Annotated in this window: 22 protein-coding genes; 11 read left to right on the forward strand and 11 right to left on the reverse strand. The window is 41.6% G+C overall.

The window, feature by feature from the left end; translation table 11 throughout:
* Positions 1-74 precede the first annotated feature (74 nt).
* A complete protein-coding gene (locus tag ACU0NF_RS04730) occupies positions 75-599 on the forward strand; it encodes a cysteine peptidase family C39 domain-containing protein (protein ID WP_445660302.1) in 525 nt (174 codons plus the stop codon).
* A gap of 75 nt (positions 600-674) precedes the next feature.
* Here ACU0NF_RS04730 and ACU0NF_RS04735 read toward each other — a convergent pair whose 3' ends face one another.
* The 4 genes from ACU0NF_RS04735 to ACU0NF_RS04750 form a co-directional block, all read right to left on the reverse strand.
* Positions 675-1,187 carry a tetratricopeptide repeat protein gene (locus ACU0NF_RS04735; RefSeq protein WP_445660303.1) on the reverse strand — a complete coding sequence of 171 codons (513 nt, stop codon included), beginning with the start codon at positions 1,185-1,187 and terminating at the stop codon, positions 675-677.
* A 349-nt stretch (positions 1,188-1,536) separates the two neighbouring features.
* Positions 1,537-2,508 (reverse strand): Tim44 domain-containing protein, encoded by a 972-nt coding sequence (locus tag ACU0NF_RS04740; RefSeq protein ID WP_131382964.1) that lies wholly within the window; start codon positions 2,506-2,508, stop codon positions 1,537-1,539.
* A 115-nt stretch (positions 2,509-2,623) separates the two neighbouring features.
* The gene (radA, locus tag ACU0NF_RS04745; RefSeq protein ID WP_131268067.1) at positions 2,624-4,015 is read right to left on the reverse strand and encodes a DNA repair protein RadA; all 1,392 of its coding nucleotides are present in this window, start codon (positions 4,013-4,015) and stop codon (positions 2,624-2,626) included.
* A gap of 112 nt (positions 4,016-4,127) precedes the next feature.
* Positions 4,128-5,483, reverse strand: coding sequence for an alanine/glycine:cation symporter family protein (locus tag ACU0NF_RS04750; RefSeq protein ID WP_445660304.1), 1,356 nt, complete (start codon positions 5,481-5,483; stop codon positions 4,128-4,130).
* Positions 5,484-5,894: 411 nt separating this feature from the next.
* Here ACU0NF_RS04750 and ACU0NF_RS04755 point away from each other — a divergent pair, with 411 nt between their 5' ends.
* The 6 genes from ACU0NF_RS04755 to ACU0NF_RS04780 all read left to right on the forward strand — a co-directional run bounded on the left by ACU0NF_RS04755 (position 5,895) and on the right by ACU0NF_RS04780 (position 11,581).
* Complete coding sequence (locus ACU0NF_RS04755; protein ID WP_445660305.1) at positions 5,895-7,298, forward strand: amino acid permease; 1,404 nt, start codon at positions 5,895-5,897, stop codon at positions 7,296-7,298.
* 133 nt (positions 7,299-7,431) lie between these two features.
* The gene (lptM, locus tag ACU0NF_RS04760) at positions 7,432-7,650 is read left to right on the forward strand and encodes an LPS translocon maturation chaperone LptM (protein ID WP_445660306.1); all 219 of its coding nucleotides are present in this window, start codon (positions 7,432-7,434) and stop codon (positions 7,648-7,650) included.
* A 38-nt stretch (positions 7,651-7,688) separates the two neighbouring features.
* The gene (gene lysA, locus ACU0NF_RS04765) at positions 7,689-8,933 is read left to right on the forward strand and encodes a diaminopimelate decarboxylase (RefSeq protein ID WP_445660307.1); all 1,245 of its coding nucleotides are present in this window, start codon (positions 7,689-7,691) and stop codon (positions 8,931-8,933) included.
* A 13-nt stretch (positions 8,934-8,946) separates the two neighbouring features.
* Positions 8,947-9,792: a diaminopimelate epimerase gene (gene dapF / locus ACU0NF_RS04770; RefSeq protein WP_445660308.1), complete on the forward strand. Its 846-nt coding sequence runs from the start codon at positions 8,947-8,949 to the stop codon at positions 9,790-9,792.
* 254 nt (positions 9,793-10,046) lie between these two features.
* A complete protein-coding gene (locus ACU0NF_RS04775) occupies positions 10,047-10,943 on the forward strand; it encodes a tyrosine recombinase XerC (protein WP_445660332.1) in 897 nt (298 codons plus the stop codon).
* 251 nt (positions 10,944-11,194) lie between these two features.
* On the forward strand, positions 11,195-11,581 hold the full coding sequence (locus tag ACU0NF_RS04780; protein WP_445660309.1) for a hypothetical protein: 387 nt from the start codon (positions 11,195-11,197) through the stop codon (positions 11,579-11,581).
* Here the strand turns inward: ACU0NF_RS04780 and ACU0NF_RS04785 are convergent.
* Both ACU0NF_RS04785 and ACU0NF_RS04790 read right to left on the reverse strand, forming a co-directional pair.
* On the reverse strand, positions 11,578-12,138 hold the full coding sequence (locus ACU0NF_RS04785; protein WP_370984073.1) for a GNAT family N-acetyltransferase: 561 nt from the start codon (positions 12,136-12,138) through the stop codon (positions 11,578-11,580). The genes ACU0NF_RS04780 and ACU0NF_RS04785 overlap by 4 nt on opposite strands.
* A gap of 9 nt (positions 12,139-12,147) precedes the next feature.
* Positions 12,148-12,642, reverse strand: coding sequence for an Lrp/AsnC family transcriptional regulator (locus ACU0NF_RS04790; RefSeq protein WP_445660310.1), 495 nt, complete (start codon positions 12,640-12,642; stop codon positions 12,148-12,150).
* 115 nt (positions 12,643-12,757) lie between these two features.
* Here ACU0NF_RS04790 and ACU0NF_RS04795 point away from each other — a divergent pair, with 115 nt between their 5' ends.
* From ACU0NF_RS04795 to gyrA, 4 genes are all read left to right on the forward strand, one after another.
* Complete coding sequence (locus ACU0NF_RS04795) at positions 12,758-13,363, forward strand: LysE family translocator (RefSeq protein ID WP_370984072.1); 606 nt, start codon at positions 12,758-12,760, stop codon at positions 13,361-13,363.
* A gap of 499 nt (positions 13,364-13,862) precedes the next feature.
* Positions 13,863-14,612 (forward strand): electron transfer flavoprotein subunit beta/FixA family protein, encoded by a 750-nt coding sequence (locus ACU0NF_RS04800; protein WP_445660311.1) that lies wholly within the window; start codon positions 13,863-13,865, stop codon positions 14,610-14,612.
* A gap of 17 nt (positions 14,613-14,629) precedes the next feature.
* A complete protein-coding gene (locus ACU0NF_RS04805; RefSeq protein ID WP_131382953.1) occupies positions 14,630-15,562 on the forward strand; it encodes an FAD-binding protein in 933 nt (310 codons plus the stop codon).
* A 568-nt stretch (positions 15,563-16,130) separates the two neighbouring features.
* On the forward strand, positions 16,131-19,139 hold the full coding sequence (gene gyrA, locus ACU0NF_RS04810) for a DNA gyrase subunit A (RefSeq protein WP_445660312.1): 3,009 nt from the start codon (positions 16,131-16,133) through the stop codon (positions 19,137-19,139).
* 86 nt (positions 19,140-19,225) lie between these two features.
* Here the strand turns inward: gyrA and ACU0NF_RS04815 are convergent, their stop codons facing one another.
* The 5 genes from ACU0NF_RS04815 to ACU0NF_RS04835 form a co-directional block, all read right to left on the reverse strand.
* Positions 19,226-20,392, reverse strand: a complete 1,167-nt coding sequence (locus tag ACU0NF_RS04815; protein ID WP_131382951.1) for a type I restriction endonuclease — start codon at positions 20,390-20,392, stop codon at positions 19,226-19,228.
* A 187-nt stretch (positions 20,393-20,579) separates the two neighbouring features.
* Positions 20,580-21,875 (reverse strand): glutamate/aspartate:proton symporter GltP, encoded by a 1,296-nt coding sequence (gene gltP, locus ACU0NF_RS04820; protein WP_445660313.1) that lies wholly within the window; start codon positions 21,873-21,875, stop codon positions 20,580-20,582.
* A gap of 270 nt (positions 21,876-22,145) precedes the next feature.
* Positions 22,146-23,255, reverse strand: coding sequence for an ABC transporter permease (locus ACU0NF_RS04825; RefSeq protein WP_445660314.1), 1,110 nt, complete (start codon positions 23,253-23,255; stop codon positions 22,146-22,148).
* The gene (locus ACU0NF_RS04830) at positions 23,252-24,382 is read right to left on the reverse strand and encodes an ABC transporter permease (protein WP_445660315.1); all 1,131 of its coding nucleotides are present in this window, start codon (positions 24,380-24,382) and stop codon (positions 23,252-23,254) included. The genes ACU0NF_RS04825 and ACU0NF_RS04830 overlap by 4 nt, the downstream gene beginning before the upstream one ends.
* Positions 24,382-25,569 (reverse strand): HlyD family secretion protein, encoded by a 1,188-nt coding sequence (locus ACU0NF_RS04835; protein ID WP_445660316.1) that lies wholly within the window; start codon positions 25,567-25,569, stop codon positions 24,382-24,384. Before ACU0NF_RS04835 ends, ACU0NF_RS04830 begins: the two co-directional genes overlap by 1 nt.
* Positions 25,570-25,585: the final 16 nt, after the last annotated feature.

Below are 25,585 nucleotides of genomic sequence, written 5' to 3' on the forward strand. Positions count from 1 at the left end.
TTGTACTTGGAAAATGATTTTGTTCCAATCTGAAATTGATTATTATCAGCACAATCATATTTTGGATGAAAATTATGGCTTTAGAAATGCCTGAAGAATTAGCCAATCTGGAAGCAAATGGTGGAATTTTTGCGGTATGGATGTTGCTGCAACATTTAGGTATCGATGCTGATATTCAGCAACTTGTGGATGTATGTGGATATGATGCTGAAAATGGCACGACAACCATCGGTCTAGCTGTTGGATTAAAAAAGTTTGGTTTTAATGTTCATTTTTATACCGATCATGACCCTGATCTTCAGGAGAGTGAAAAAATCAGTTACCAAGAAGCAGAGCAACTGGGTTTACCTATTCTATCTGCATTAAATTATCAGCAAATCCAGCAAGCCTTTGAGCAAAATAAATTTGTGATTGTTTATTACGACACATTAGAAGAGGTGGGGAATCACTCACTGGTTTATGATGTCAATGCGGATGAAATCTGTTTCTTTGACAGTTTTGATGCGATGCCGGCTTCAGTTTTTGAGCAGCAACGTCAAGTAGAGGGAATTTGTCGACAAGTGATTGTGGTTGAAGAAAATGGTTATACCGAGAGTTAATATTTAAAATCGAGCGTTAATATTTAAAAGCTGTATAAAACAAAAGCCCATTATTTGATGGGCTTTTTCATACAATTATTCTTCAGCAGATTGAGCTTTATCAGACCAGTAATCGGCTTTTTCATCATCCACATCTACACCCAAACCATGTTCATAAATGCAGGCTAAATCACGCATGGCTTGAACTTCACCCAGTTCAGCGGCTTGCTTGACCAGTTCAACAGACTTGGTGACATCCTTTTCAACTACATCGCCACGACGGTAAAAATTCGATAACTCTAAAAGAGCAGCAGGATGTTTATGTTTCGCTGCTTGTTCTAACCAGCGGTAAGCATGTTCAAAATAGGTTTTTGCTTCCTCCGGATCTTCTTCCAACATGTCTTTTGCATAAAATGCATACCCTTCACCCAGCCAGTACATGGCTTCAACATGACCCAGTTGAGCGGCTTTAAGTGCCCATTCTTCAGCAAGGGCAACATGCTCATCATTTTCACTTTGCATATAAATTTCAGCAAGCTCAAATTGTGCATCACGGTTGCCTGCCATTGCACGGTTAAAAAGTTCGGTAGAAATAGGGAGATCAGACATTAAAAAATCCAAGGATAGATTTGAGTGAAGCTAAACATTTAAACTAAGAAAACCAATCTGAAAATTGGCTGATCAATTATAGCGTGCTTTTTTAGATTAAGTTAATCACGCAACTTAAGGCCACGATAACAACATATATAAGTCATAAGAGTGATTGTCGGTTTTGCTTCTTAGAGAGCCTAAACACAAACCAATAAATGCAGATCAATAAACGCAGAGCAATAAACAAAGGCAGAGTAGGTCAATCGGATCAGCTTGGAGGCTGTTTATAGAAGGTTTGGATCTAATTTACTTTTATGGAATTCATAAAAAACAGCGACCGAAGTCGCTGTTTTTAACTCAAAAGACCTTAAGCCTCTTGTTGAATACCTGCAACCAACCAGTCCTGGTTAGAACCAGCAGGTTTGGTGAAATGCCAAACTTCTGCAAAAGGTTGCGGCAAGCTGTTTAAATCTTCGCTTACAGTACCCGTAAAACGTACGCTTACCACATACTGACCATTTTCATTTGCAGAATCGACCACCATCGCATTGAGGTTAGAGAATTCAGCAACATCTTGGTCTTGGTTCGCCATAATGTCGTTATGCATCGACTGATAAAGATCAGGCGTTAAATAACGTTGAATTTCAGCAATGTTGCTTGCTGTATTCATAGACTGAATATGGTTAAAGCGCTGACGGGCAACACGCAAGAATGCAGCAGGTTCAGTACCATCCGGCAATTGATTGCCATTGCTGGTTGAAGCACTGCCAAATGGAGCTTGAGTTGCTGCACCTGCAGAACCACCTACTGACTGACCAAAAATATTGCTGTTGTCGTTTGAAGTACGTGGTACTGCATTTTGTTGACCAAACGGTGCTGTATTGCCAGCATTGTTTGGTGCATAAGGATTGTTAGCGGCTAGTTTTTTTTTTGCTCCGAATTTACGGAACAAGAAGAATGCGACTGCTGCTGCCAGAAGAATCCAGATCCAGCCTGGAAGTCCGCCTTTTTCTTCCTGCTGTTGTGCTGTAGCTTCAGCACCGCTTGCAGCAGGTTTATCATCCGCCATAGCATTCGCGGCAACTGCACCAATCGCAGCACCAGCCACACCAGCAGCAACCATTTTACCTACGCCAGAACCCGATTTTTGAGCAGGTGCAGTAGTTGGTTGTGGAGCAGGAGTAGCTTGACGCGGTTGTTGGTAAGACTGGGTTGGAGCAGCAGAACGACTCATACCATGGCTTTTACCACCACCTGCACGTTTCGCTTCAGCCATTGGTGCAACCACCAAAGCTGCCATTAAAAGACCTGCCATCAAACCACGCTGTCGAACTTCCATCGAATTTTTCCTAAATAAAAAAATAAATTATAGCCCTATAGTTATGCAGTCATTTGCACTGAATTTCAATATCAAAATGGTGTTTTTTTTACATAATCTTTCATATGTTTAAGACTTAAGCCAATTCTTCACTTAAGCTCATGGCTTCGCTTAATGCTTCATGTAAGCGTGCCACGGAAATGATCTGCACATTCGGGATCGGTTTTTGCGGCGCATTGCCGCGAGGTAAAATAATATATTTAAAACCATGCTTCACCGCTTCCTTTAAACGTTCCTGACCATTCGGCACAGGACGAATTTCACCGGATAGTCCCACTTCACCAAATACCGCCAGTTGCTGAGGTAAGGCTTTGCCACGCAAGCTTGAAGCACAGGCAAGTAAAACTGCCAAATCAGACCCTGTTTCGGTGATTTTTAAACCACCGACCACATTGACATAGACATCTTGCCCGGCAGTCTGTACCCCGCCATGACGGTGCATCACCGCAAGCAGCATGTTCAGTCGGTTCTGGTCCAAACCTAAGGCCACACGACGTGGTTGACCGTGTGCATCGTCTACCAAGGCTTGCACTTCAACCAACAGTGGACGGGTACCTTCACGACTAATCATCACAATCGAACCGGGAATGGCTTCATCATAACGACTTAGGAAAATAGCGGATGGATTGGAAACTTCACGCAAGCCTTTCTCGGTCATGCCAAACACGCCCAATTCATTGACTGCACCAAAACGGTTTTTCACCGCACGAATCATGCGATATCGTGAGTCAGATTGACCTTCAAAATACAAAACGCAATCGACCATGTGTTCTAAAACACGCGGACCCGCCAAAGCACCTTCTTTGGTCACATGTCCCACCAGAAATAATGAGGTGCCACTATTTTTAGCAAAACGGGTCAGTAATGCGGCAGATTCCCGAATTTGGGAGACACCGCCCGGTGCAGATTGTAAGGTTTCGGTATACAGCGTTTGAATGGAATCAAGAATGGCAACCGCAGGACGTACTTGCGCTAGGACTTCACAAATACGTTCCACACAGGTTTCCGCCATGACTTGAAGATGCTCTGTTGGCAACTCCAGACGGTGGGCACGTAAAGCAACCTGTGAAAGTGATTCCTCACCGGTGACATAAAGCGCAGAACTTTGTGCAGATGCCATATGCGTGGCGGTTTGTAGAAGAATTGTGGATTTACCAATTCCGGGATCACCGCCAATCAGCACTACAGAACCCGTCACCAAACCGCCGCCTAAAACACGGTCGAATTCACTAATGCCGGTTGCTAGACGTGATTCATGTGAAACAGAAACTTTATTTAAGGTGGTGATATTGGCGACTTGACCAGCATAGCCGCCACCTATTTTTGGTTGCGCACGATGAGTCACGGCAGGGGCAATGCTGACTTCGGTCAGACTGTTCCATTCGCCACATTCGCTACATTGACCTGCCCATTTGAGATGGTCAGCACCACATTGTTCACATCGATAAACACTTTTCGCTTTGGCCATATTTTTTATTTGAAATATACAAAAATTGAAAACTGGCTACAGCATACAGCGCTAGATGCAAATAAAAAAGCCACCCTTCAGGTGGCTTGTTGGTCATGATAAAAAACTTGAATTAATACAGTTCGCCTGACTTGCGCTTGGCAATGAAATCTTTTGACTCTTTCACAATCACGCTAGAAAGCAACAACAGTGCAATCAAGTTTGGAACTGCCATCAAACCATTGAATGTATCGGCGAATAACCAGACCAGATCCAGTGTGGCGATACAGCCAATGAAAACTGAAGCGATATAAATCACCCGATACGCCAGTACGTACTTTTCTCCAAAAATATAAGTACAGCATTTTTCGCCGTAATAACACCAACCCAAAATAGTGGAATAGGCAAAGAAAATAATGCCGAAGGTAACCAGCCAACCGCCCACACCCGGCAACAATTGATTAAAAGTATGCGTCGTCAGCACGGCACCGGTTTCACTTCCAAAACTATTGCCGGCCATAATGAAACCCATCACCAAGACAATACCGGTAATGCTACATACGATGATGGTGTCAATAAATGTCCCAGTCATTGAAACCAGACCCTGACGTGCAGGATGATCGGTTCTTGCCGCTGCCGCTGCAATAGGCGCAGAACCCATGCCGGCTTCATTCGAGAAGACACCACGTGCGACACCGTAACGAATCACCGCACCAATGGCGCCACCTGCAACCGCTTCACCGGTAAAGGCATCTTTAAAGATTAATTCCAGGGCAGGCATCACCAGATCAAGGTTAGTGAGGATAATGATCAGACCACCTGTAACATAACCAATCGCCATAATAGGCACAATAAGGATCGCTGCTTTGGCAATTGATCGAATACCGCCTAAAATTACCAATGCGGAGAAAACGGTAATCACAACGCCGGTGATCCAGGTTTCAATGCCCATACTGTTTTGCACCGCAAGTGCTACGGTATTGGACTGTACTGAACTGCCAATACCAAAAGAAGCCACTGTGCCAAAAAACGCAAAAATCAGCGCCAGCCATTTCCACTTCAAGCCCTTTTCGATGTAATACATCGGTCCACCGGACATCAGGCCATTTTCATTTTTAACGCGATATTTGACAGCCAGTACGCCTTCACCATATTTGCTTGCCATACCAAATAAAGCCGTCATCCACATCCAGAACACGGCACCTGGGCCACCCAGAACGCATGCTGTCGCAACACCCGCAATATTACCGGTACCAATGGTGGCGGAGAGCGCCGTCATCAGGGAGGCAAAATGTGAAATATCTCCTGGGTGTGATTTAGCTTGATGATGCTTACCAAAAACCTGTTTAAAGGCCAAAGGCAGCATACGAAATTGCCAGAACATGAGACGGAATGTGAGAAATACACCGGTACCCACGATCAGTACCAGCATATATGGACCCCAAACCCATCCGCTGAGTGTTTCCATTATTGACTGTAAATTTTGCATCATATTTTCTTCTTGTCGTCCTGAGTTTGGTAAATGGCTTATTTAGATTTATCAATGCTTAAGCAAGTGATGTGCCATATTTGGGTCTTCCTGATGATTTGCTATAACGCGACTGAATTTTTATTCCTTATACTTTAAAAGTGTTTTAATTTTTGTTTGCTGAAAATTCAATTTTGATCAGCATATTGTTTTGGTTATTTATTTTTTAGCTAAAGTTCAGCACTTTTACAAGCATTTAAAATGAATTATTAATGTTTATTTTTAAATCAATTATTCACCAGTTTGGTATATGAGAAAAATAAATTAACTTTTTTACTTAATTGGAAAATATAGATAGTTCACAGTTTTTTGTTGTTTTCTGCATTTTTTGCGGTAATTTGTTGCCATAGACGTCGAAGATGAATGAAATAAATGTCAAATCAAAATACAGGTTCGACCAGTGAAGGTGGTGAACTACAACGGAGTTTGTCTAATCGACATTTGCAATTGATTGCAATAGGTGGGGCAATTGGTACAGGTTTATTCATGGGCTCAGGTAAAACCATCAGCCTGGCCGGACCTTCAATTCTAATCATTTACATGATTATTGGTTTTATGGTTTTTTTGGTCATGCGTGCGCTTGGCGAATTGTTACTGTCTAACCTCCAATACAAGTCTTTTATTGATTTTGCAACCGATTTAATTGGTCCTTGGGCGGGTTACTTTGTCGGCTGGACCTATTGGCTATGCTGGATCACGATTGGTATTGCAGATTTATCCGCGATTATTTATTACCTGCAATTCTTTAACGGAGGGCTGCCGTTTACGCCTGGCGAAGGGGTGATGATCAGTATTGCGGCCATTGTCTTTATTATGGGTCTGAACCTGGTTACCGTTAAGCTATTTGGTGAACTGGAGTTCTGGTTTGCCTTAATCAAGATTATTGCCATTGTGGTGCTGATTGGTGCCGGTTTATGGATGATCTTTACCGGATTTACCTCTACTGCGGGTGAAGTGGCTGCATTTAGCAATCTTTGGTCACATGGCGGCATATTTCCAACCGGAATGACAGGTTTTCTGGCAGGCTTCCAGATTGCAATCTTCGCCTTTGTGGGTGTTGAGCTGGTCGGTACAACTGCGGCTGAGACCAAAGACCCAGAGCGCAACTTGCCTAAAGCGGTCAACTCGATTCCAATTCGTATCATCATTTTCTACGTATTGGCATTGGTGATTGTTATGTCGGTAACGCCGTGGAATAAAATTGATCCGAGCATCAGCCCATTTGTAAACCTGTTTAGCCAGGCAGGTATTGCTGCCGCAGCGATTATCATGAATCTGGTGGTGTTGTCGTCAGTCATGTCATCAATGAACAGTGGTGTATTCTCGACCAGCCGTATGCTGTTCGGTCTGTCTCGTGAAGAACAGGGTCCAAAAGCATTTGGACATTTAAATAAGCGCGCGGTTCCTGCGAATGCCTTATATTTCTCTGCGATCTGTTTGTTGCTGGGCGCTGCACTTCAGTACTTTGTACCGAATACCGTTGAAGCCTTTACTTTGGCAACTACACTTTCAACCATCCTGTTCATTTGTGTATGGCTGATGATTATCTGGAGTTATATTGTTTACTATAAAACTCGTCCAGAACTGCATGCCAAATCCACCTTTAAACTGCCAGGTGGATTGTTTACCTGTTGGATGGTGATCATCTTCTTTATTGGCATGATTTACGTTTTGTCATTAGAAGCAGATACCATGAGAGCACTCATGGTGAGTCCAATCTGGTTCATTATCTTGATTATTGGTTACTTTGGTTTCTACAAACCGAAACATAAATAAGCCCTTTGTTTGTGAAAAACGCCAGTCTGAAACTGGCGTTTTTTTTTAACTAGCGATAATCTCTAGCGTTTAGCACTTTGGTCACGGCGGTGATCGAGTTATACTTCTTCGAAAACATAGGATAGGTGGTCAGATGCGTCTTGTCATTTGCTACATCAGTTTATTGGCAACAGGTTTTGCCTTGGTCGGTTGTGGTCAATCGGGAGCTTTGCAGTTACCGAGCGACCCAGATTACGACAAGCGTGCAAAATATTTGTTATATCCCAATGTTGATTCAAAACAGCAGCTTGAACAGAAAGAAACAGCTCCGGTACAACAAGAGCTTCCTGCTTCGTCTGCTGAAACGAATTAATTTTTAATATCTAAACGCGTCATCGAAAGGATACATTCATGAGTTTTACCCGCATTAATGGGGTTCTGCACGCAGAGCAATGTTCGTTGCAACAACTTGCGCAGCAATTTGGCACACCACTTTATGTTTATTCGAAAGCAACTTTTGAAAAGCATTATCTCGATATGGATCGTGCATTTAGCTTTATCGACCATCAAATCTGTTTTGCGGTAAAGTCGAACTCTAATATTGCGGTTTTGAATGTACTGGCGAAATTGGGTGCAGGTTTTGATATTGTCACTGGCGGCGAGCTTGCACGTGTGCTGAAAGCGGGTGGGGATGCATCTAAAATCGTGTTCTCTGGTTTGGGTAAATCAGAAGCGGATATTAAAAAAGCCTTGGAAGTCGGTATTTCCTGCTTCAATGTTGAATCCTATGCCGAACTGGATCGCATTCAAAAAGTCGCGGCAGAACTCGGCAAAAAAGCACCGATTTCATTACGGGTAAATCCGGATGTCGATGCCAAAACCCATCCTTATATTTCAACAGGTTTAAAAGAAAATAAATTCGGTATTCCATCAGACAGCGTATTTGAAACCTATCAATATGCAGCGTCTTTGCCGAATCTGGACGTAGTCGGTATCGATTGTCATATCGGTTCGCAATTGACCGAAACTCAACCTTTCGTCGATGCGCTTGATCGCGTGATCATGATGATCGAGCAATTAAAACAGCTCGGTATCCATCTGAAACACATCGATATTGGTGGTGGTTTGGGTGTGACTTATAAAGATGAAACTCCGCCATCTGTTGTCGAATATGCCAATGCACTGAAACCGGCTTTAGAGAAACTCGGTTTAAAAGTCTATATGGAACCGGGGCGTAGTATTTCTGCCAATGCAGGTGTATTACTGACTAAAGTTGACTTGTTGAAACCGACCAATCACCGTAACTTTGCCATTATTGATGCAGCCATGAATGACCTGATTCGTCCTGCTTTATATGAAGCGTGGATGAATATTCAGGAAGTCACTCCACGAAGCGACGTTGAAGCAAAAGAGTGGGATGTGGTCGGTGCGATCTGTGAAACCGGTGACTTCTTGGGTAAAGAGCGCAAGCTTGCACTGCAAGAAAATGATGTGCTTGCAGTGTTGGGTGCAGGTGCATACGGCTTTGTCATGAGTTCAAATTACAACAGCCGTGGCCGTGCTGCTGAAGTGATGGTCGATGCTGATCAGGCACACTTGATTCGTGAGCGTGAAAGCATTGAATCATTGTGGGATAAAGAACGCTTATTGCCTTAAGGAGTAATTCAAGATGTTTTTAGAATTTACCAAGATGCATGGTCTGGGCAATGACTTTATGGTGGTTGATCTGATCAGCCAGCGCGCTTATCTGGATACCATGACCATTCAGCGTTTGGCTGACCGCCATTTCGGCATCGGTTTCGACCAACTACTCATTGTTGAACCGCCAGATTTACCCAATGTTGACTTTAAATATCGCATTTTTAATGCCGATGGCTCTGAAGTAGAGCAATGTGGCAATGGCGTTCGCTGTTTTGCACGTTTTGTGCATGAACGTCAGCTGACCATAAAAACCAAAATTAAGGTACAAACCAAAGCCGGCATTGTTGAGCCGGAACTGGGGCAAAATGGCTGGGTACGCGTGAATATGGGTTATCCAAAATTCTTGCCGAACCAGATTCCATTCCTTGCCGATCAGCCTGAAAACTTATATAGCTTAGCCTTGGCCAATGATGAAAGTATTATCATTGATGTGGTGAACATGGGTAATCCGCATGCGGTGACTATTGTTCCAGATGTGCTTAAGGCTGATGTTGCGGGTATGGGGCCTCAAATTGAGTCGCATGAACGTTTTCCGCAACGCGTCAATGCGGGGTTTATGCAAATCATTGATGAAAATCATGCGCGTTTACGTGTATTTGAACGTGGTGTAGGCGAAACACTGGCATGTGGCACAGGCGCTTGTGCAGCTGCGGTCTCAGGTATGCGCCGTGGCTTGCTTGCCAATGCGGTGGAAATTGAACTTGCCGGTGGTAAGCTGCAAATTGAATGGAAAGAGGGCGATGTGGTCTGGATGACGGGTCCAACTGCAAATGTTTATGAAGGCCGTATCGATTTAAGTTTTTACCAGCAATAAAACCCATGCTTTGACCGAAAAAGCACTGTCACCCTGATGGTGCTTTTTTATCTGTGGAATCATGGATGATGCAAGTTAGAATCAAATAGATACAATGAACAAAAAGGGCGTATCCTGTGATGTGCTTGATTGTTAAATTAAAGCGGTTTAAATATAAATTCTATAATTGTTGTTAAATGGCACCGATAAATACAGTGAGAAAAAACGTGATTGATCCAGAGATGCAGATACGTTCTCCTGCTGATTTATTGCTGATGTGGTTAAAAGAAAGAGAAATTCAAAATCAGTCCAAACATACTTTACAAGCCTATGAACGTGATGTTTCGGATTTTTTAAATTTTTGTGAAATCAAAAAACTCAATTTAATAGATGTTGAACCGACCGATTTACGTGAGTTCTTGGCACAAAAAGTTGAACAGCAACAACTGAGTTCCAGTAGTTTGCAACGGCTTTTATCTTCCATTCGCCAATTCATGAAATGGGCCGAGCAAGGGCAATATCTGGCTTTTAATCCCGCTGATGATTTTCAGTTAAAACGCCTGCCTCGACCGCTGCCGGGTATGGTGGATATTGAAACTATTAATCAAATTTTAGATCAACCCAAACCTGAAAAACCGGTCGAACAGCAAATGTGGTTACGCGATAAGGCGATTTTGGAATTGCTGTACTCAAGTGGTCTGCGACTGGCAGAAGTACAAGGCTTGCGTATTAAGGATATTGATTTTAATCGGCAACTGTTACGCATCACCGGTAAAGGCAATAAAACCCGTGTGGTGCCTTTTGGTTCTAAAGCCAAAGATGCAGTCATGCTGTGGCTGCAAGTTTATCCGTTATGGAATGGTGACTTTGTCCCTGATGCGAATGTATTTATCACGCAAAAAGGTAATCCGCTAGGTGCCCGACAAATTGAAAATCGGGTTAAATTGCAGGCGCAGCGTGCTGGGGTAAATGTCGACTTGCATCCGCATTTATTGCGTCATTGTTTTGCCAGTCATATGTTGTCGAACAGCGGAGATTTACGGGCTGTTCAAGAAATGTTGGGGCATAGCAATTTAACCACAACGCAAATCTATACCCATGTTGATTTTGACCATTTGGCGCAGGTGTATGATCAGGCACATCCGCGTGCACAGCATAAAAAATCGCAGTAAATCTCTAAAGCTGGCTAGATTTTGACTTAACACGATTTTAAATTTTTTGAGAAAAATTAATGAAACTTAAATAAATCTATGCCTAGTATGAGGCAAGATCGCTGGCGTTTTAAACTATTGTAGAATAATAAAAAGCCAATTTATCAGGTATAAAAAGCAAGTATAAATATGAAATGGGTGGCATAAATAATGCAGCGTAATGAAATTATTTGTTGTTCCACTGGATGTTATACAAATTTTGGAAGTCAAAGATGATAGGGAAAACAATGATTTCAGATATTCAGGAAAAATATGATCGATTGAGTACTGAGCAAAAAGAGATTTTTGCAGGTTATGGTTTGCGTCAGGTCAAGCATTTTGTTGAAATAAGTTTACCCACTATTGAGCCATCTTTACCTGAAAATGCTCATGTCCAAGGCATCAATGCTGAAGGTAAGGTACAGGCGGTCAATACGGAAACGCAGCAAGGCTATATTTGGATTTCAGACCTGCAATGGCAAGAGCGGCCGATTGCTATGACGGATGTTGATTTAAAGCAGGACTTTTTAGACGTCTGGGAAATATTTAATCTTCAGGCATATGACCTGATTGATTTAAGCCATATTCACCGTGATTTTTTACAGCATTATCATGTTTAACGGGTTGTTTTAATCATCCTAAATTGAGCATTACTTATTTGATAAAGCACGTGCCTTTGCAAGGGACTCATGTGATCTAAAGCCGGGTGATTAAAGTAATCTTTAAATTGCATGCCTAAACGTTGCATAACAGCTTGGGATTTTGTGTTTTGTACTGCAGTGAATGCAACCACTTGGTTTAGCTTAAGTGAATCAAAAGCAAAGTCTAAACAAGCAGTTGCAGCTTCGGTTGCAAAACCTTTACCCCAATATTTTTGCTGAATTCGCCAAGCGATTTCGGTACAGGGTGAAAAAGTAAATTGACTCGGTTGAGCATTTAATCCTGTGAAGCCAATAAAATCTCCACCTTGTTTTAATTCGACTGCCCAAAGGCCCCAAGCTTGAGTTTCAATCACTCTTTGAAACTTATGCGCCAGCGCATCACTTTGCTCCCGTGTTAAGCAACTAGGAAAATAACGCATCACTTCCGGGTTGGAATTCAGTGCATAAAACGGCTTGAGATCAGACTCTTTCCAGGGTCTTAAAATTAAACGCGAGGTCTCAAACTGTATGCCCATCATGCTGTCCTAAAGATCATCCAGTGGAAGCTGGAAACTCTGTTTAATAATTTGACTGGGTAAATCCGTTTTAACACTGGTAATGCCATTTTTCTTGGTTAAATGTGTGGACTGAAATTTGCGATAACTTTCCAGGTCGGGAACCACCACTTTCAGCATGGCATCACATTCACCCAAAATAATATAGCACTCCATCACTTGAGGCAGCTCTTTCATCGCTTCAATAAAGCAGTCAATGGTTTCAGCATCCTGACCCACCAGCCAGATTCGCGAAAACAAAATCAGTTGTAAGCCAATTTTTTGTGGATCCACCACAGTGGTGTAATTCTGAATCACCCCGGCTTCTTCGAGCAATTTTACCCGACGCAAGCAAGAAGAAGGTGATAGCCCGATTTCGCGGGCCAGATCGTTATTTTGCATGCGTCCATTATGTTGCAATGCCCGAATGATATTTTTATCGGTACGATCAAGCTTTACTGAAATAGACTTGGAAGATAATTTCATAAATTAGAATATAATTCGAAAAATAATCATAATTATAGAATAAATTGAAATCCTATTTTGTGGTATTTATTCGATACTAATTTCCGCTTTCTCATGTACGACGGGAAAAAAGGAAATGTCTGTATTTGCACTGTTCGCCTTAACGGTTATCCCACTTATTTTTACGCCTGGACCAGATATGTTATTTATCCTGTCGCAAGTGATGGGTAAGGATGCAAAAGCAGGCATGATGGCAACGATAGGGGTATGTCTGGGATATTTGGTGCATTCTGTTTTGGTGGCTTTAGGTATTGCAGCCATTATTGTTTCTTTCCCGGTGTTATTTGAAACCATCCGCTGGCTCGGGATTGCTTATCTGTTATTTTTGGCTTTTGGTTTAATCAAGTCGGTTTTTAGCAATAAAAAATTGGCGATTGAAAATAAAAGTACCTCAAAACCGATTCAAAAAGGCTTTTTTACAGCTTTGCTGAACCCAAAAGGCATGTTGATTTATTTTGCAATCTTGCCCCAGTTTATTAATAAAAGCGGAGATACTGTGACCCAAGGCCTAATCCTGTCATTTATTTTTATCGGATTGATTTTTGTGGTGTACTCCAGTTTGAGTGTGATTTTTGCTAAAATTACTCAAAAAACCCAGATCGATGAACGTAAACAAAAATGGATTGATGGCAGTTCGGGTGGTTTACTCATGCTTGCTGCCACCTGGTTAATCATTAATTAATATGTCTATATAAAGCATGTCCTGATGACATGCTTTTTAATTAGAACTGGATTTGCACATTAAAAGTAATTTATTACCTGTTTAATCTAAAAAATGATCATTTTTGCTACAGATTCAAGGAGGGCATAGCGGTTATCTGTCTTAAATGACAATTTATAACTTTGTAGGTTATATAAGAAGGATAGATGGTTTGAGTTAAAAATTAATCAAAACAAAGCATTAAATCAGAACTTTTGATGAAGTTAATCAAATAAAAAAATAATAAAAATCAATGCTTAAAAAATAAATAAATATTGAGGGAATTCATCTTAATAAAAACAATTCAAAAAAATATGAACGCCTAGTTCAAGTAATTTTACGCATTTTTACAGCTCTTTCGATAATTGTGACTTGACCGAAATGCCATACGCATTGCAAGATAGGGCACCTAAAAATTTTAAGTGAAGAGTTATTCTAACTTTTCTCAACATTTACTTTTGCTAAAACAGCCGAGGATTACATGAAGGCTCTTGTTGCTGTAAAACGTGTGGTTGATGCCAACGTTAAAGTTCGCGTTAAACCGGACAATAGTGGGGTAGACCTTACTAACGTTAAAATGTCGATCAACCCATTCTGTGAAATCGCAGTGGAAGAAGCGGTTCGTTTAAAAGAAAAAGGAACAGTTTCAGAAATCGTTGTGGTTTCTATCGGTCCTAAAGAAGCGCAAGAACAAATCCGTTCTGCTATGGCGCTTGGTGCAGACCGCGGTATCTTAGTAGAAACTGCTGATGAGATTGGTGCACTTGAAGTTGCTAAAATCTTGAAAGGCATTGTAGAACAAGAAAAACCAGAACTTATCCTTCTTGGTAAACAGGCAATTGATGACGACTCTAACCAGGTTGGTCAAATGCTTGGTGCTTTACTTGACGCAGGTCAAGGTACATTTGCTTCTGTAGTGAATGTTACTGGCGACAAAGTTCAGGTGACTCGTGAAGTTGATGGCGGTTTACAAACTGTTGAATTGAACATTCCTGCAATTATCACCACTGACTTACGTTTGAACGAGCCACGTTATGCTGCTCTTCCAAACATCATGAAAGCGCGTAAAAAACCGCTTGATGTGAAGTCACCTGCAGACTATGGCGTTTCAGCGACAACTAAACTTAAAACAGTGAAGGTTGAACCACCAGCAGAGCGTAAAGCTGGCGTACAAGTGAAATCTGTTGACGAGCTTGTTGAAAAACTTAAAAACGAAGCGAAAGTGATCTAATACAGAAGGATAATATCATGAGTATTTTAGTTATCGCTGAGCACGACAATAAAGCACTAAACGGTGCAACTTTAAACGTTGTTGCTGCAGCTCAAAAAATCGGTGGTGATATCACTGTATTGGTTGCGGGTTCTGGCGCTCAGGCAGTTGCTGACCAAGCGGCTCAAGTTGCGGGTGTAAGCAAAGTTTTACTTGCTGACAACGCGGCTTATGCAAACCAGTTGGCTGAAAACGTGGCTAAACTTGTTGCTGAGTTAGGCAAAGGTTATTCACATATCCTGGCTGCATCTACCTCAAACGGTAAAAACGTATTGCCACGCGCTGCTGCACTTTTAGACGTAAGCATGATCACTGACATCATTGCTGTTGAAAGCCCTAAAACTTTCAAACGTCCAATTTATGCAGGTAACGCAATTGCAACTGTAGAGTCTGCTGAATCTGTTGTTGTTGCCACTGTTCGTGGTACTGCATTTGATCCTGTAGCGACTACAGGCGGTTCTGCAGCAGTTGAAGCAGTAGGCGACGTTCAAGATGCTGGCATCTCTACGTTTATTTCTGAAGAGATTGTTAAATCTGAACGTCCAGAACTTACAGCGGCTCGTATTGTAGTTTCTGGTGGTCGTGGTGTGGGTTCAGGTGAAAACTATCACAAAATCCTTGATCCATTAGCGGACAAACTTGGCGCTGCTCAAGGTGCTTCACGTGCTGCGGTAGATGCTGGCTTCGTTCCTAACGACATGCAAGTGGGTCAAACAGGTAAAATCGTTGCGCCTGACCTGTACATCGCTGTTGGTATTTCTGGTGCGATTCAGCATTTGGCGGGTATGAAAGATTCTAAAGTGATCGTTGCGATCAATAAAGATGAAGAAGCGCCAATCAATGCAGTTGCTGACTACTGGTTAGTGGGCGACTTGAACACTGTTATTCCTGAATTGGTTTCTAAAGTCTAATTCTGGTTACAGCTTTCAAAAAACGCTCTTGGTTTCCAGGGGCGTTTTTTTATGGTTGAAAATTTATCACATAAATTATGCCTGACTTAACCCACTTAACACACCCAAGCTTAAAGTAATCGCATCGAAATAACAGTATGACTGATTTGGATTTCAAGTCAGGTTTATGGCATACCATAGCGAGCCAAATTGCACCATTTCAATAGGTCTTGAGTGGAGGTATTAATGGATGACTCATTAGTGATTTTCTGTGTAGAGGAATGAGCAAAATAGCCGACCAATGTAGCGGGACAATAAAGAATTGGCTGTGTAGATGTGAATTAAAACCTGTGAAAAAATGAACTAATTCACATAAAATGCCGACAATTAAAACAGATTAAAAAATAAACGATAAATTGAAGAAAATTAACAAGATTAAGATGCAGGATAAGAGACAAAAACAACAGAATTTATGCTATAATTTACGGCTGTATTTAGACTTTAACTCAGCTTATTTTGGGTTAATTTTTTGCTAGATTGATTATATAAAACGAGCAGTTCCAAATACTGTTAGTAATAAGGAGTATGCATGAGCCTATCGGAAATCCGACCGATTGCCATTGAGGATGAACTCAAAAGCTCATATCTCGACTATGCCATGAGTGTTATTGTTTCTCGTGCATTACCAGACGTGCGAGATGGCTTAAAACCTGTTCATCGTCGTGTGCTTTTCGCTATGCACGAGTTAGGCAATGACTACAACAAAGCTTATAAAAAGTCTGCCCGTGTGGTGGGTGACGTAATCGGTAAATATCACCCGCATGGTGACTCAGCTGTTTACGAAACCATTGTTCGTATGGCACAAGAATTTAGCTTGCGTTATCAATTGGTCGATGGTCAGGGTAACTTTGGTTCTGTGGATGGCGATAGCGCTGCGGCAATGCGTTATACCGAAGTACGTATGCGTAAGCTCACGCATGAACTTTTGGCTGACCTGGAAAAAGATACAGTCGAATGGGAAGACAACTACGATGGCTCTGAGCGTATTCCTCAGGTCATGCCAACCCGCGTACCAAACTTGCTGGTTAACGGTGTAACCGGTATTGCAGTGGGTATGGCGACCAATATGGCGCCGCACAACATGACTGAAGTTGTGAATGCCTGCCTTGCCTATGCCAATGATCCAAATATCAGCATCGAAGGTTTGATGGAGCATATTTCTGGTCCAGATTTCCCTACAGGCGGTATTATTTACGGTAAATCGGGTATTGTGGATGCGTACCGTACCGGTAAAGGCCGTTTGCATATTCGTGGTAAATATCACTTCGAAGAAGATCCGAAGAACGGTCGTACCACCATCGTATTTACTGAAATTCCTTACCAGGTCAATAAAGCAAAAACCATTGAACGTATTGCTGAACTGGTTAAAGAGAAAAAACTTGAAGGGATCTCGGAACTGCGTGACGAGTCTGATAAAGACGGGATGCGTATTGCAATTGACTTGAAGCGTGGCGAAAACGCTGAAGTGATTGTGAATAACCTGTTCCAGAATACCCAGCTTGAAAACTCTTTCAGTATCAACATGGTCTGCCTGGATGACGGTCAGCCAAAATTGATGAATCTGAAAGACATCATTGCGGCATTTATCCGTCACCGTCAGGAAGTTGTGACACGTCGTACCATGTACGAGTTACGCAAAGCGCGTGAACGTGGTCATATCTTGGAAGGTTTGACGGTTGCTCTGGCAAATATTGATAGCATCATTGAAACCATCAAGACTTCTGCAAATCCAGGCGAAGCGCGTGAGCGTTTACAAGCGGGTGAATGGAATGCAGGTGGCGTGGTTGCCTTGCTTGAAAAAGCAGGTTCGGTTTCTGTACGTCCTGAAATTATTGAAGGCGAAGACCTGTCTAAACCGTATGGTTTTGATGGTGGTATTTACCGTCTTTCACCAACCCAAGTCGGTGCAATTTTAGAATTACGTTTACACCGTTTAACCGGTCTTGAACAAGACAAGTTACATGCTGAATATTCAGATATTTTAGCTCAAATTGCAGAATACACTGCCATTTTGAATGACTTTAATTTGTTGATGAACGTGATTCGTGAAGAGTTGGCGCTTATCATTCAGCAATATGGTGATGGTCGTAAAACAGCCATTGTTGAATCACGTATTGATTTCTCTCGTGAGGATTTAATTCCTGAAGAGCAAATGGTACTGACTGTTTCTAAAACAGGTTATGCGAAAACTCAACCATTGTCTGACTATGCCGCTCAGCGTCGTGGTGGTCGTGGTAAGTCTGCAACTTCAATGAAAACTGATGATTACATTCAGCATTTGATTGTGACATCGAACCATGCGACAGTTCTCTGCTTTACCAATGTCGGTAAAGTGTATCGTCTGAAAGTATATGAAGTGCCACAAGCGTCACGTGGTGCAAAAGGTCGCCCGATGGTGAACTTGTTGCCACTGGATGCCAATGAAACGATTACAGCGATTCTGCCTGTCATTGATGCACCGAAGAAATTTAAAGACCGTCTGGTCGATTTCCAGGCATTTGTAAAAGCCAATGCGGCGAAACTGCAAGAAAATGAAGTCATTAATTCGCATTTCGTTGAACTTGAAGCAGCTTTAGCCGAGCTTGAAGATGGTGCAGACGACTTGTCAGATGCATTGCGTATTCAATTAAAACAATTGGGTCTTGAGCTTTCTACGACTGATTTAGATGATGAAATTATTGCCGACTTTGCGCAGCAAGCTGAAGCAGTTCGTAAAAACTTCTATGTGTTTATGGCGACCGAGTACGGTACGATTAAACGTGTAGAGCTTGAACAGTTTAGTAATGTTCGTTCAAATGGTTTACGTGCGATTGAGCTGAATGGCGATGATACCTTGATTGGTGTTGCAATTACCGATGGCGAACAGCAAATCATGTTGTTCTCTAACGAAGGTAAGGCAATTCGCTTCGCAGAAACTGACGTTCGTTCAATGGGCCGTTCTGCCAAAGGTGTACGCGGTATGCGCGTGACCATTGGTGCAGCAGCGCAGCTTGAAGATGCGGAAACTGATGTAGATTCAGATGATGAAGATACTTCAGATTCGGCATTAATTAGCCGTATCGTGTCACTGGTGGTTGTACCAGAAACTGGCGAAGTACTGTGTGCATGTGCCAACGGTTATGGTAAACGTACCCCGGTGGGCGACTTCCCAACCAAGAAGCGTGGCGGTAAAGGTGTGATTGCAATTAAAACATCTGAACGTAACGGTGAATTGGTCGGTGCGGTATCGATTGATGAAAGCAAAGAACTGATGTTGATTTCTGATGGTGGTACGCTGGTTCGTACCCGTGCCTCAGAAGTTGCAACCACAGGTCGTAATGCGCAAGGTGTTCGTCTCATCCGTTTGGGTAATGAAGAAGTCTTGGTGGGTGTTGTTTCTGTTGAAGCAGTTGAAGAAGACGAGTTTATTGAAGCAGTTGAAGGCGAAGAAGTAACTGCCGCTGAAGCCTTGATTGATTCTGAAACTTTGGTTGATGATGAAACGATTGCTGATGAAGCTGAAACTGAATCAGATTTAAGAGATTCTGACGAAGAATAAGTTTTGGCAGTAATAAAAAAGGACGCGTAAGCGTCCTTTTTTATTGTAGATCATCAAATTGAGAAGATCATTTTGTTATTGATTGATTATACATTCGATGCCCGTTTGAAATTTTCATCATCACAACAATAGTCTAAGCAATCTTTAAGAATTCCGACTGCACGATAGATGTGTTCCGGTTTATCTAAATAAACTTGTCCATTGGTCAGTACTTCTAATCCTGCACGTAACAATTCCAGTTTTCGCTGATCATCAATATTTATATTGAATTGAACCGTAGGTCGTTTTCGATTTACATCGTATCTAAATAACCAGCGATTGCTTTTGTTTTGGTATAAGACAGAGTAGTAGCTTTCCGTATCTCTAGTTGATAAATCTGATTCGGGGAAAAGTTCACTCACTATACGAAATAGTTCTTGCTCATCTTTTGTGGTAATAATTTTGTCGTTGTCAGAATTAACAATATCTTTAAATCCGTTATCAATGGTTTGTTCAGCATTTTGCTCTGGCTTTGGTTCAATGGTTTGAGCTGTAATAATCGTTGGGGATGATAACCCCTTTACAACCGTATCACTAATCGCTTGCTCTACAGCTTGTTTTACAAAGGGTTGAATCGTTTCTAGAAATTTGGTGTTTAATTGGCGTTGAATTTCAGCTTGTTGAGCAACATAACGAACAAAATCGATATCGACTTCATTTATGCTTCTTTTAATCACTGTTTTGAATTGCTGGATGTATTGGTTTTCTTCAGCAAAATAACGTAATTTTTCAACATGAAAATTATCATGTCTGAATTCAGCTAATTGTACTAATTCTTCAGCTTTATGTTTGGTGAAATCAACAGTAAGAAATGGTTTTTCATCCATGACATTGGTGTTGATTAAATCAGTAAAGAAACGCCATTCTTTACCATTGGTAATTGCTCCGATGGTAACGCCAAGACTACTGTTGAAATAACGAGATAATTGCGGAGCATGGTTGGTTAGATTTGCTACATAGGGTTTTGCTTCAATGAACATAACAGGCTGTCCATTACAATATAAAGCATAATCAACTCTTTCTGTGGCTTTAACGCCTGGAAAATCAGCAGCAAACTCTGCCAATACTTTGGTGGGGTCATAAGGGCTAAAACCCAGAATGTCTAAGAGCGGTAAAATTAATGCCTGTTTTGTTGTTTCCTCAGTAGAGCAGTGTTCCCCAACACGTTTAACATGGTCTATATGGCTTTGAAGTTTATTTATAAAATTTTCCATATATATCCTTTTATGAATTATTGTTGATTATGATTTGATCAGTATTCACTTTTTTAGTTTATTTTTCAATCATTAAAATCAGAGATGAAATTATCCCAAAAAAAGCTTATTTTTATATTGAAGTAATATTTTAGAAAATTTAAACCATAAAAAAGGAAGCCGAAACTTCCTTTTTTGATTTTATAAATTATGCAGCTTGTTTCATTTCAACTTGATAATCTTTTTGCTTTTCAGCATCGAACTGACCTTCCCATTTACTGATCACAAGAACAGCCAGCGAGTTACCAATCACATTCAACACAGTACGCGCCATATCTAAAATACGGTCAATACCGGCAATAAATGCCAAGCCTTCAAGCGGAATGCCCACACTGCCCAATGTCGCCAACAGCACCACGAAAGACACGCCTGGAACACCAGCAATCCCTTTAGAGGTAATTATCAAGGTTAAAACCAGAATGATTTGCTGAGTCATGCTCAAGTCGATACCGTAAAGTTGCGCAATAAAGATCGCTGCAATACTTTGATATAAGGTCGAACCATCGAGGTTAAACGAATAGCCAATGGGAATGACGAAACTGGTAATTGACTTAGGTGCGCCATACGCTTCCATTTTTTGCATAATTCGAGGTAATACGGTTTCGGAACTTGCAGTTGAATAGGAAAGAATCAGTTCATCTTTTAGAATTTTAATAATTTCCCAAATGCTGAAACCACAGAATTTAGCAACTAAACCTAAAATGACAAAGATGAAGAAGAAAATAGCGCCATAAACCAGAAGAGCCAACTTCAATAATGGAAGCAGAGAACTAAATCCAAAGTTCGCAACGGTTGCCGCAATCAGGCCAAATACGCCGAACGGTGCAAACAGCATGATCATGTGCGTTACTTTGAACATGGTTTCAGAAATTGCATGCAACACGTCAATGAGCGGTTTCTTGGTTTCTTTCGCTAAAGACCCTAAACCAATACCGAAGATCACCGAGAAGAAGATAATAGGCAACATATGCCCATCCGTCAGTGAACCGAAAATATTAGAAGGAATTAAAGAGAGCACAGTATTCACCAGACCATGTGAATGGCTACTGACTTCCTGTGTGGTTTGCTGATATTGAGAGATGTCGGTTTGGGTTAAACTCGACATATCAATACCGACACCCGGCTGAAATACATTTGCCGCAACTAAACCCACAATAATCGCAATTGTGGTAATAATTTCAAAATAGACAATGGTTTTAAAACCGAGCTTACCGACATTTTGACCCTGACTTGCATTTGCAATACCTAAAATCAGCATTGAAACCACAAGTGGAATCACAATCATCTTAATCAAATTAATAAAGATTGAACCCAAAGGGCTGAGCAAATTATTAATCAGAGTTTCACGATATTCGGGAGAATAATGTAGAAAAGAGCCTACAAGCACACCTAAAATGAGCGCAATTACGATTTGCCAAGCAAGACTAATCTTAATCTTCTTCATGCTAAGCCCTTAAAATCAGATATTTAGTGAAAAAATGCTGTAATAACGCTGTCGACATCATAAAGACATGTTAATGGGAGCATGGGAATGAATAATATAAAAAATATTCATGAATATGGACAAAAGCTATTTTGCATCCATTAAGATATTCAATCTAACTTTTTTCTTCACAATTGATGCGATAGGATAAAAAAAATTCAGTTTTATTTGGAAACTTAATCAGATTGTGAAGGTTTATTTAATAAACTTGTGAGGCAGGATATAAAACTCTTATTTTTGATCATGCTTGGTTAATCGGAAATATCCCCAAACCAGTAACGCAGCACCTAGCGTTGCCAGATAAATCATTTTTGGAATCACGATATTCAAAGGCACCCCCATTTGATTGAGCTGAATAAACATTTGGATGCCTTGAGTCGAAGGCAAAACATTTCCCAGCCATTGCATCCATTCGGGCATAGCAGCATGTGGCCAAGCTGTGCCTGACAGTAAAAATAGCGGAATGGATGTAAAGACAATCACATGTCCTGCACGTTCAGGCATATCGAAAAATGAAGCAATCACCAGGGTCAGGCCAATCACGCAACTGATAAAAATCGGTACGCCAATCAGCATACCCCAGAAATTTCCACCGTGCGGATAATCATAAAGCCAGAAAGTAAAGCCAAATAAATAGAAACAGCCCAAACAGCCAATGGTTAAAATGGCACTAAAGATCGCAAAAAATTCAGTTTTGCCGGGTCGCCAGTTTTGCAGCCGATAGCCTGCAATCAGCATGCTTAAACCCAAAACGATAGTTTGATGAATAATTAAAGGGGCAATGGCGGGAAAAATATAACTGCCATAACCGGACATGGTATTGAATAATGGAATTTGATGAATGGAAAGTGCAGGGGAAAAATGCGAAATATCGCCAAATTTCTGCGCTTGTTCCGCAATGGCATGCTCAACCGACGTGGCTAAACCCAAACCAATCTGTTTGGTCTTTAAAAAATAGGCGGCACTTAAATATAAGCCTACGCCACCGACTTCACCCCGGCGGATACTGCTGGATAAATTTTCAGGCAATAACAAAATACCATCGGCTTGCTGGGTTTTGACCATCATTTCCGCTTCAGCAAAATTACCGGTAACCGCCGTGATTTTCACGTTCGGGCTTTTCGAGACTTCACCAATAATGGTCGAGGTGATCAGGCTCTGTTCCTCATCTACAATCACAATCGGTAAAGATTCTGCATGTTCGGCTTGATAAGCAGTCGGGTAGAAGAAGCTATATACAAATACCGAAATTACCAAAGTGGTTAGGATGGAGCTATTTGTGACAATATCTTTAAAGGTTTTGAAATAAAAATGCAGGAAGTCTTTAAGGCTATTTTTCATGCTTTAACTCCCTTTAAATATTGATTCAGGAAGAAATAGGCAGTGCCAAAATAGAGCAGACAATAAATAGCTAAGACAGCAAGCGGTAATAGGGAAATGGAGACTGGGCTGCCAATGACCCATTGTTCAGTTTGCAATTTCGCATAGGGAGTATACGGAATAATATTGGCCCAAAATTGGGTAAATAGCGGAGCATTATTTAAGGGTAAAGTCACGCCTGCAAAACTTAAAGAGGAACCACCATACACGGCAATCAGGCCGAAAGATTTGGCTAAGTTTCGGGTCGCTAGAACCACCGTGCTACTCATAAAAGCATAAGCGCTATAAAATAAAAACTGACCAAGTAGAATGATCCATAACTGACCTGCGACGAACCAGCCACGGATTTCAATCAGCCAGAACATCCACGCCCAAGTCCAGGCCGTAAAGATCAGCACATAAGTTAAATTTTTGGCGAGTAATGCGCTGAAAATAGTACGTTGATTGAGCCATTTTTCCGTGGTGTTAAATTTCAGTTCTTGTCCAACTGCAAAAGCCACACAACAGCAGAGCAGTAAATGCAAGATCGCAGGAATCATAAACGGTTCCAGGTAGAACTCGTAACTTAAACCCGGATTATATAAAGGCGATATTTTGACATTTGGAGTGGGAGCATCGACATAAGGAATTTTATTTTGCAGGTAATTTTGCCCAGTAAAATCCGCCATAGCCTCTACGGTACTGAGCAGCATCGCAGAGGAAATAGAATTCCCGACGCTAAAATAGCTTTGATTAAAGGCAATACTAATTTCGGCATCTTTGGCTTGAACCAGTCGCTGTTCCGCACCGGCAGGAATAGAAATATAGCCCCAGATTCTGGTTTGATTAAGCAGCTTTTCGACGTCATCCGGGCTTTGTGAAACAGCCACGATGTCTAGCATGGCATTGTGGCTGACATATTTTTCAATATTTCGGCTCAGTTCACTTTGGTCTTGGTCAATGATTGCAATGGGTAAATGTTCAGGTTTGCCCTGATAAAACATGCTGCTGAATAACACGATCATACATAAAGGCGCGAGTGTGACCAGGCACAAGTCCCATTTATGAGTCAGTAAATAGCGCAGTTCCCGCAGCATGCCAGACCACATTATTTCGGCTCTGCGATTTTAAATAGCACACTCATGCCCACTTTTAAATCTGCGATCGGTTGTAGCGGAGCCAAATGGATTTTAAAGCTGCGAATGTCATAACCACCAGTTTGGCGCGTGGTTTTAATGGTGGCAAATTCACCTTCAGCATCAATGTTTTTAATTTTAAAAGTGGCGGTTTGATTTAAGGCTGGAATAAAACCTTCGATGGTCTTAGTTTTATAAATTTGCGCATAGATGTCTTCACGGACATTGATGCTGACCCATAAATCATCATCCTGAATAATGCTCACGACAGGTACACCCATCGCGACCAGTTCAGAGGCTTTACCGTAGGTTTTAGACACGGTTCCATCAATCGGGGAAAGCAATCTGGTTTCAGCTTCCAAGGCATTTGCCTCGTTAACGGCTGCTTTGGCAATATCCACCTGAGCATTGGCGGAAGATTTCTGTTCTGGTGTGCTGCCACGCTGGGCGCGTTTATATTGCTGATAGGCAGATTCGGTCATTTGACTGGCTGAAACTGCTGCGGCTTGCATTTCATCCCGCCGTTGTCTGGAAATCACACCTTCTTTAAACAGGTTGGCACCACGTTGATAGGTGGTTTTCGCTAAAGCCTCCTGGGCTTTAAAGCTTTGCCAGTTGGCATACAGACTCTCGATATTTTCCTGTTGCGAACCGCGATCAGCAGTGGATTGCAGTGCTAAAGCAGATTGTAAAGAAGCCAAAGCCTGCTGTTTTTTAGCATCGATTTCAGGACTGAATAATCGTACTAACTCTTGGCCTTTTGCAACTTTGTCACCATCATGGACATAGACTTCTTCAATACGGCTCGGTACTTTGGTACTGATATGAATGGTTTCAGCTTCAACCCGACCTTGTAGTTCAACTTGTTGCGGTTGATAGCTTTTCCATAGGCCAAAAGCAATTAAACCCAATAGCAAAATTAAAACGATGATGCCGACTACTTTAATAACAGCTGAATTTTGGGGATTTGACTCGGCAGTTTCAGCCGTCTGAACGTGTTCTGAATAACTGAAAAATTCGGTATCGTTATTGGTAGTGCTTTGCTGTTCAGCGGTCGCATGAGCATCTACTTTGCTGCTTTGGGCTGATGTATCTGTAGCGCTGCCTTCTGATGAGGTCTGCTCTACATCTTGATCAGGCTTGTTTTGATCTTGAGTCATGTTTTTCCCCATCAAA

It is taken from the genome of Acinetobacter sp. F16 (assembly GCF_052712855.1).

What these genes read in the sequence shown, in the direction of transcription:
- ACU0NF_RS04730 (WP_445660302.1), top strand. Translation starts at nt 75, where the DNA reads ATGGCTTTAGAAATGCCTGAAGAATTAGCCAATCTGGAAGCAAATGGT.
- ACU0NF_RS04735 (WP_445660303.1), bottom strand. Translation starts at nt 1,187, where the DNA reads ATGTCTGATCTCCCTATTTCTACCGAACTTTTTAACCGTGCAATGGCA.
- ACU0NF_RS04740 (WP_131382964.1), bottom strand. Translation starts at nt 2,508, where the DNA reads ATGGAAGTTCGACAGCGTGGTTTGATGGCAGGTCTTTTAATGGCAGCT.
- radA (WP_131268067.1), bottom strand. Translation starts at nt 4,015, where the DNA reads ATGGCCAAAGCGAAAAGTGTTTATCGATGTGAACAATGTGGTGCTGAC.
- ACU0NF_RS04750 (WP_445660304.1), bottom strand. Translation starts at nt 5,483, where the DNA reads ATGCAAAATTTACAGTCAATAATGGAAACACTCAGCGGATGGGTTTGG.
- ACU0NF_RS04755 (WP_445660305.1), top strand. Translation starts at nt 5,895, where the DNA reads ATGTCAAATCAAAATACAGGTTCGACCAGTGAAGGTGGTGAACTACAA.
- lptM (WP_445660306.1), top strand. Translation starts at nt 7,432, where the DNA reads ATGCGTCTTGTCATTTGCTACATCAGTTTATTGGCAACAGGTTTTGCC.
- lysA (WP_445660307.1), top strand. Translation starts at nt 7,689, where the DNA reads ATGAGTTTTACCCGCATTAATGGGGTTCTGCACGCAGAGCAATGTTCG.
- dapF (WP_445660308.1), top strand. Translation starts at nt 8,947, where the DNA reads ATGTTTTTAGAATTTACCAAGATGCATGGTCTGGGCAATGACTTTATG.
- ACU0NF_RS04775 (WP_445660332.1), top strand. Translation starts at nt 10,047, where the DNA reads ATGTGGTTAAAAGAAAGAGAAATTCAAAATCAGTCCAAACATACTTTA.
- ACU0NF_RS04780 (WP_445660309.1), top strand. Translation starts at nt 11,195, where the DNA reads ATGATAGGGAAAACAATGATTTCAGATATTCAGGAAAAATATGATCGA.
- ACU0NF_RS04785 (WP_370984073.1), bottom strand. Translation starts at nt 12,138, where the DNA reads ATGGGCATACAGTTTGAGACCTCGCGTTTAATTTTAAGACCCTGGAAA.
- ACU0NF_RS04790 (WP_445660310.1), bottom strand. Translation starts at nt 12,642, where the DNA reads ATGAAATTATCTTCCAAGTCTATTTCAGTAAAGCTTGATCGTACCGAT.
- ACU0NF_RS04795 (WP_370984072.1), top strand. Translation starts at nt 12,758, where the DNA reads ATGTCTGTATTTGCACTGTTCGCCTTAACGGTTATCCCACTTATTTTT.
- ACU0NF_RS04800 (WP_445660311.1), top strand. Translation starts at nt 13,863, where the DNA reads ATGAAGGCTCTTGTTGCTGTAAAACGTGTGGTTGATGCCAACGTTAAA.
- ACU0NF_RS04805 (WP_131382953.1), top strand. Translation starts at nt 14,630, where the DNA reads ATGAGTATTTTAGTTATCGCTGAGCACGACAATAAAGCACTAAACGGT.
- gyrA (WP_445660312.1), top strand. Translation starts at nt 16,131, where the DNA reads ATGAGCCTATCGGAAATCCGACCGATTGCCATTGAGGATGAACTCAAA.
- ACU0NF_RS04815 (WP_131382951.1), bottom strand. Translation starts at nt 20,392, where the DNA reads ATGGAAAATTTTATAAATAAACTTCAAAGCCATATAGACCATGTTAAA.
- gltP (WP_445660313.1), bottom strand. Translation starts at nt 21,875, where the DNA reads ATGAAGAAGATTAAGATTAGTCTTGCTTGGCAAATCGTAATTGCGCTC.
- ACU0NF_RS04825 (WP_445660314.1), bottom strand. Translation starts at nt 23,255, where the DNA reads ATGAAAAATAGCCTTAAAGACTTCCTGCATTTTTATTTCAAAACCTTT.
- ACU0NF_RS04830 (WP_445660315.1), bottom strand. Translation starts at nt 24,382, where the DNA reads ATGTGGTCTGGCATGCTGCGGGAACTGCGCTATTTACTGACTCATAAA.
- ACU0NF_RS04835 (WP_445660316.1), bottom strand. Translation starts at nt 25,569, where the DNA reads ATGACTCAAGATCAAAACAAGCCTGATCAAGATGTAGAGCAGACCTCA.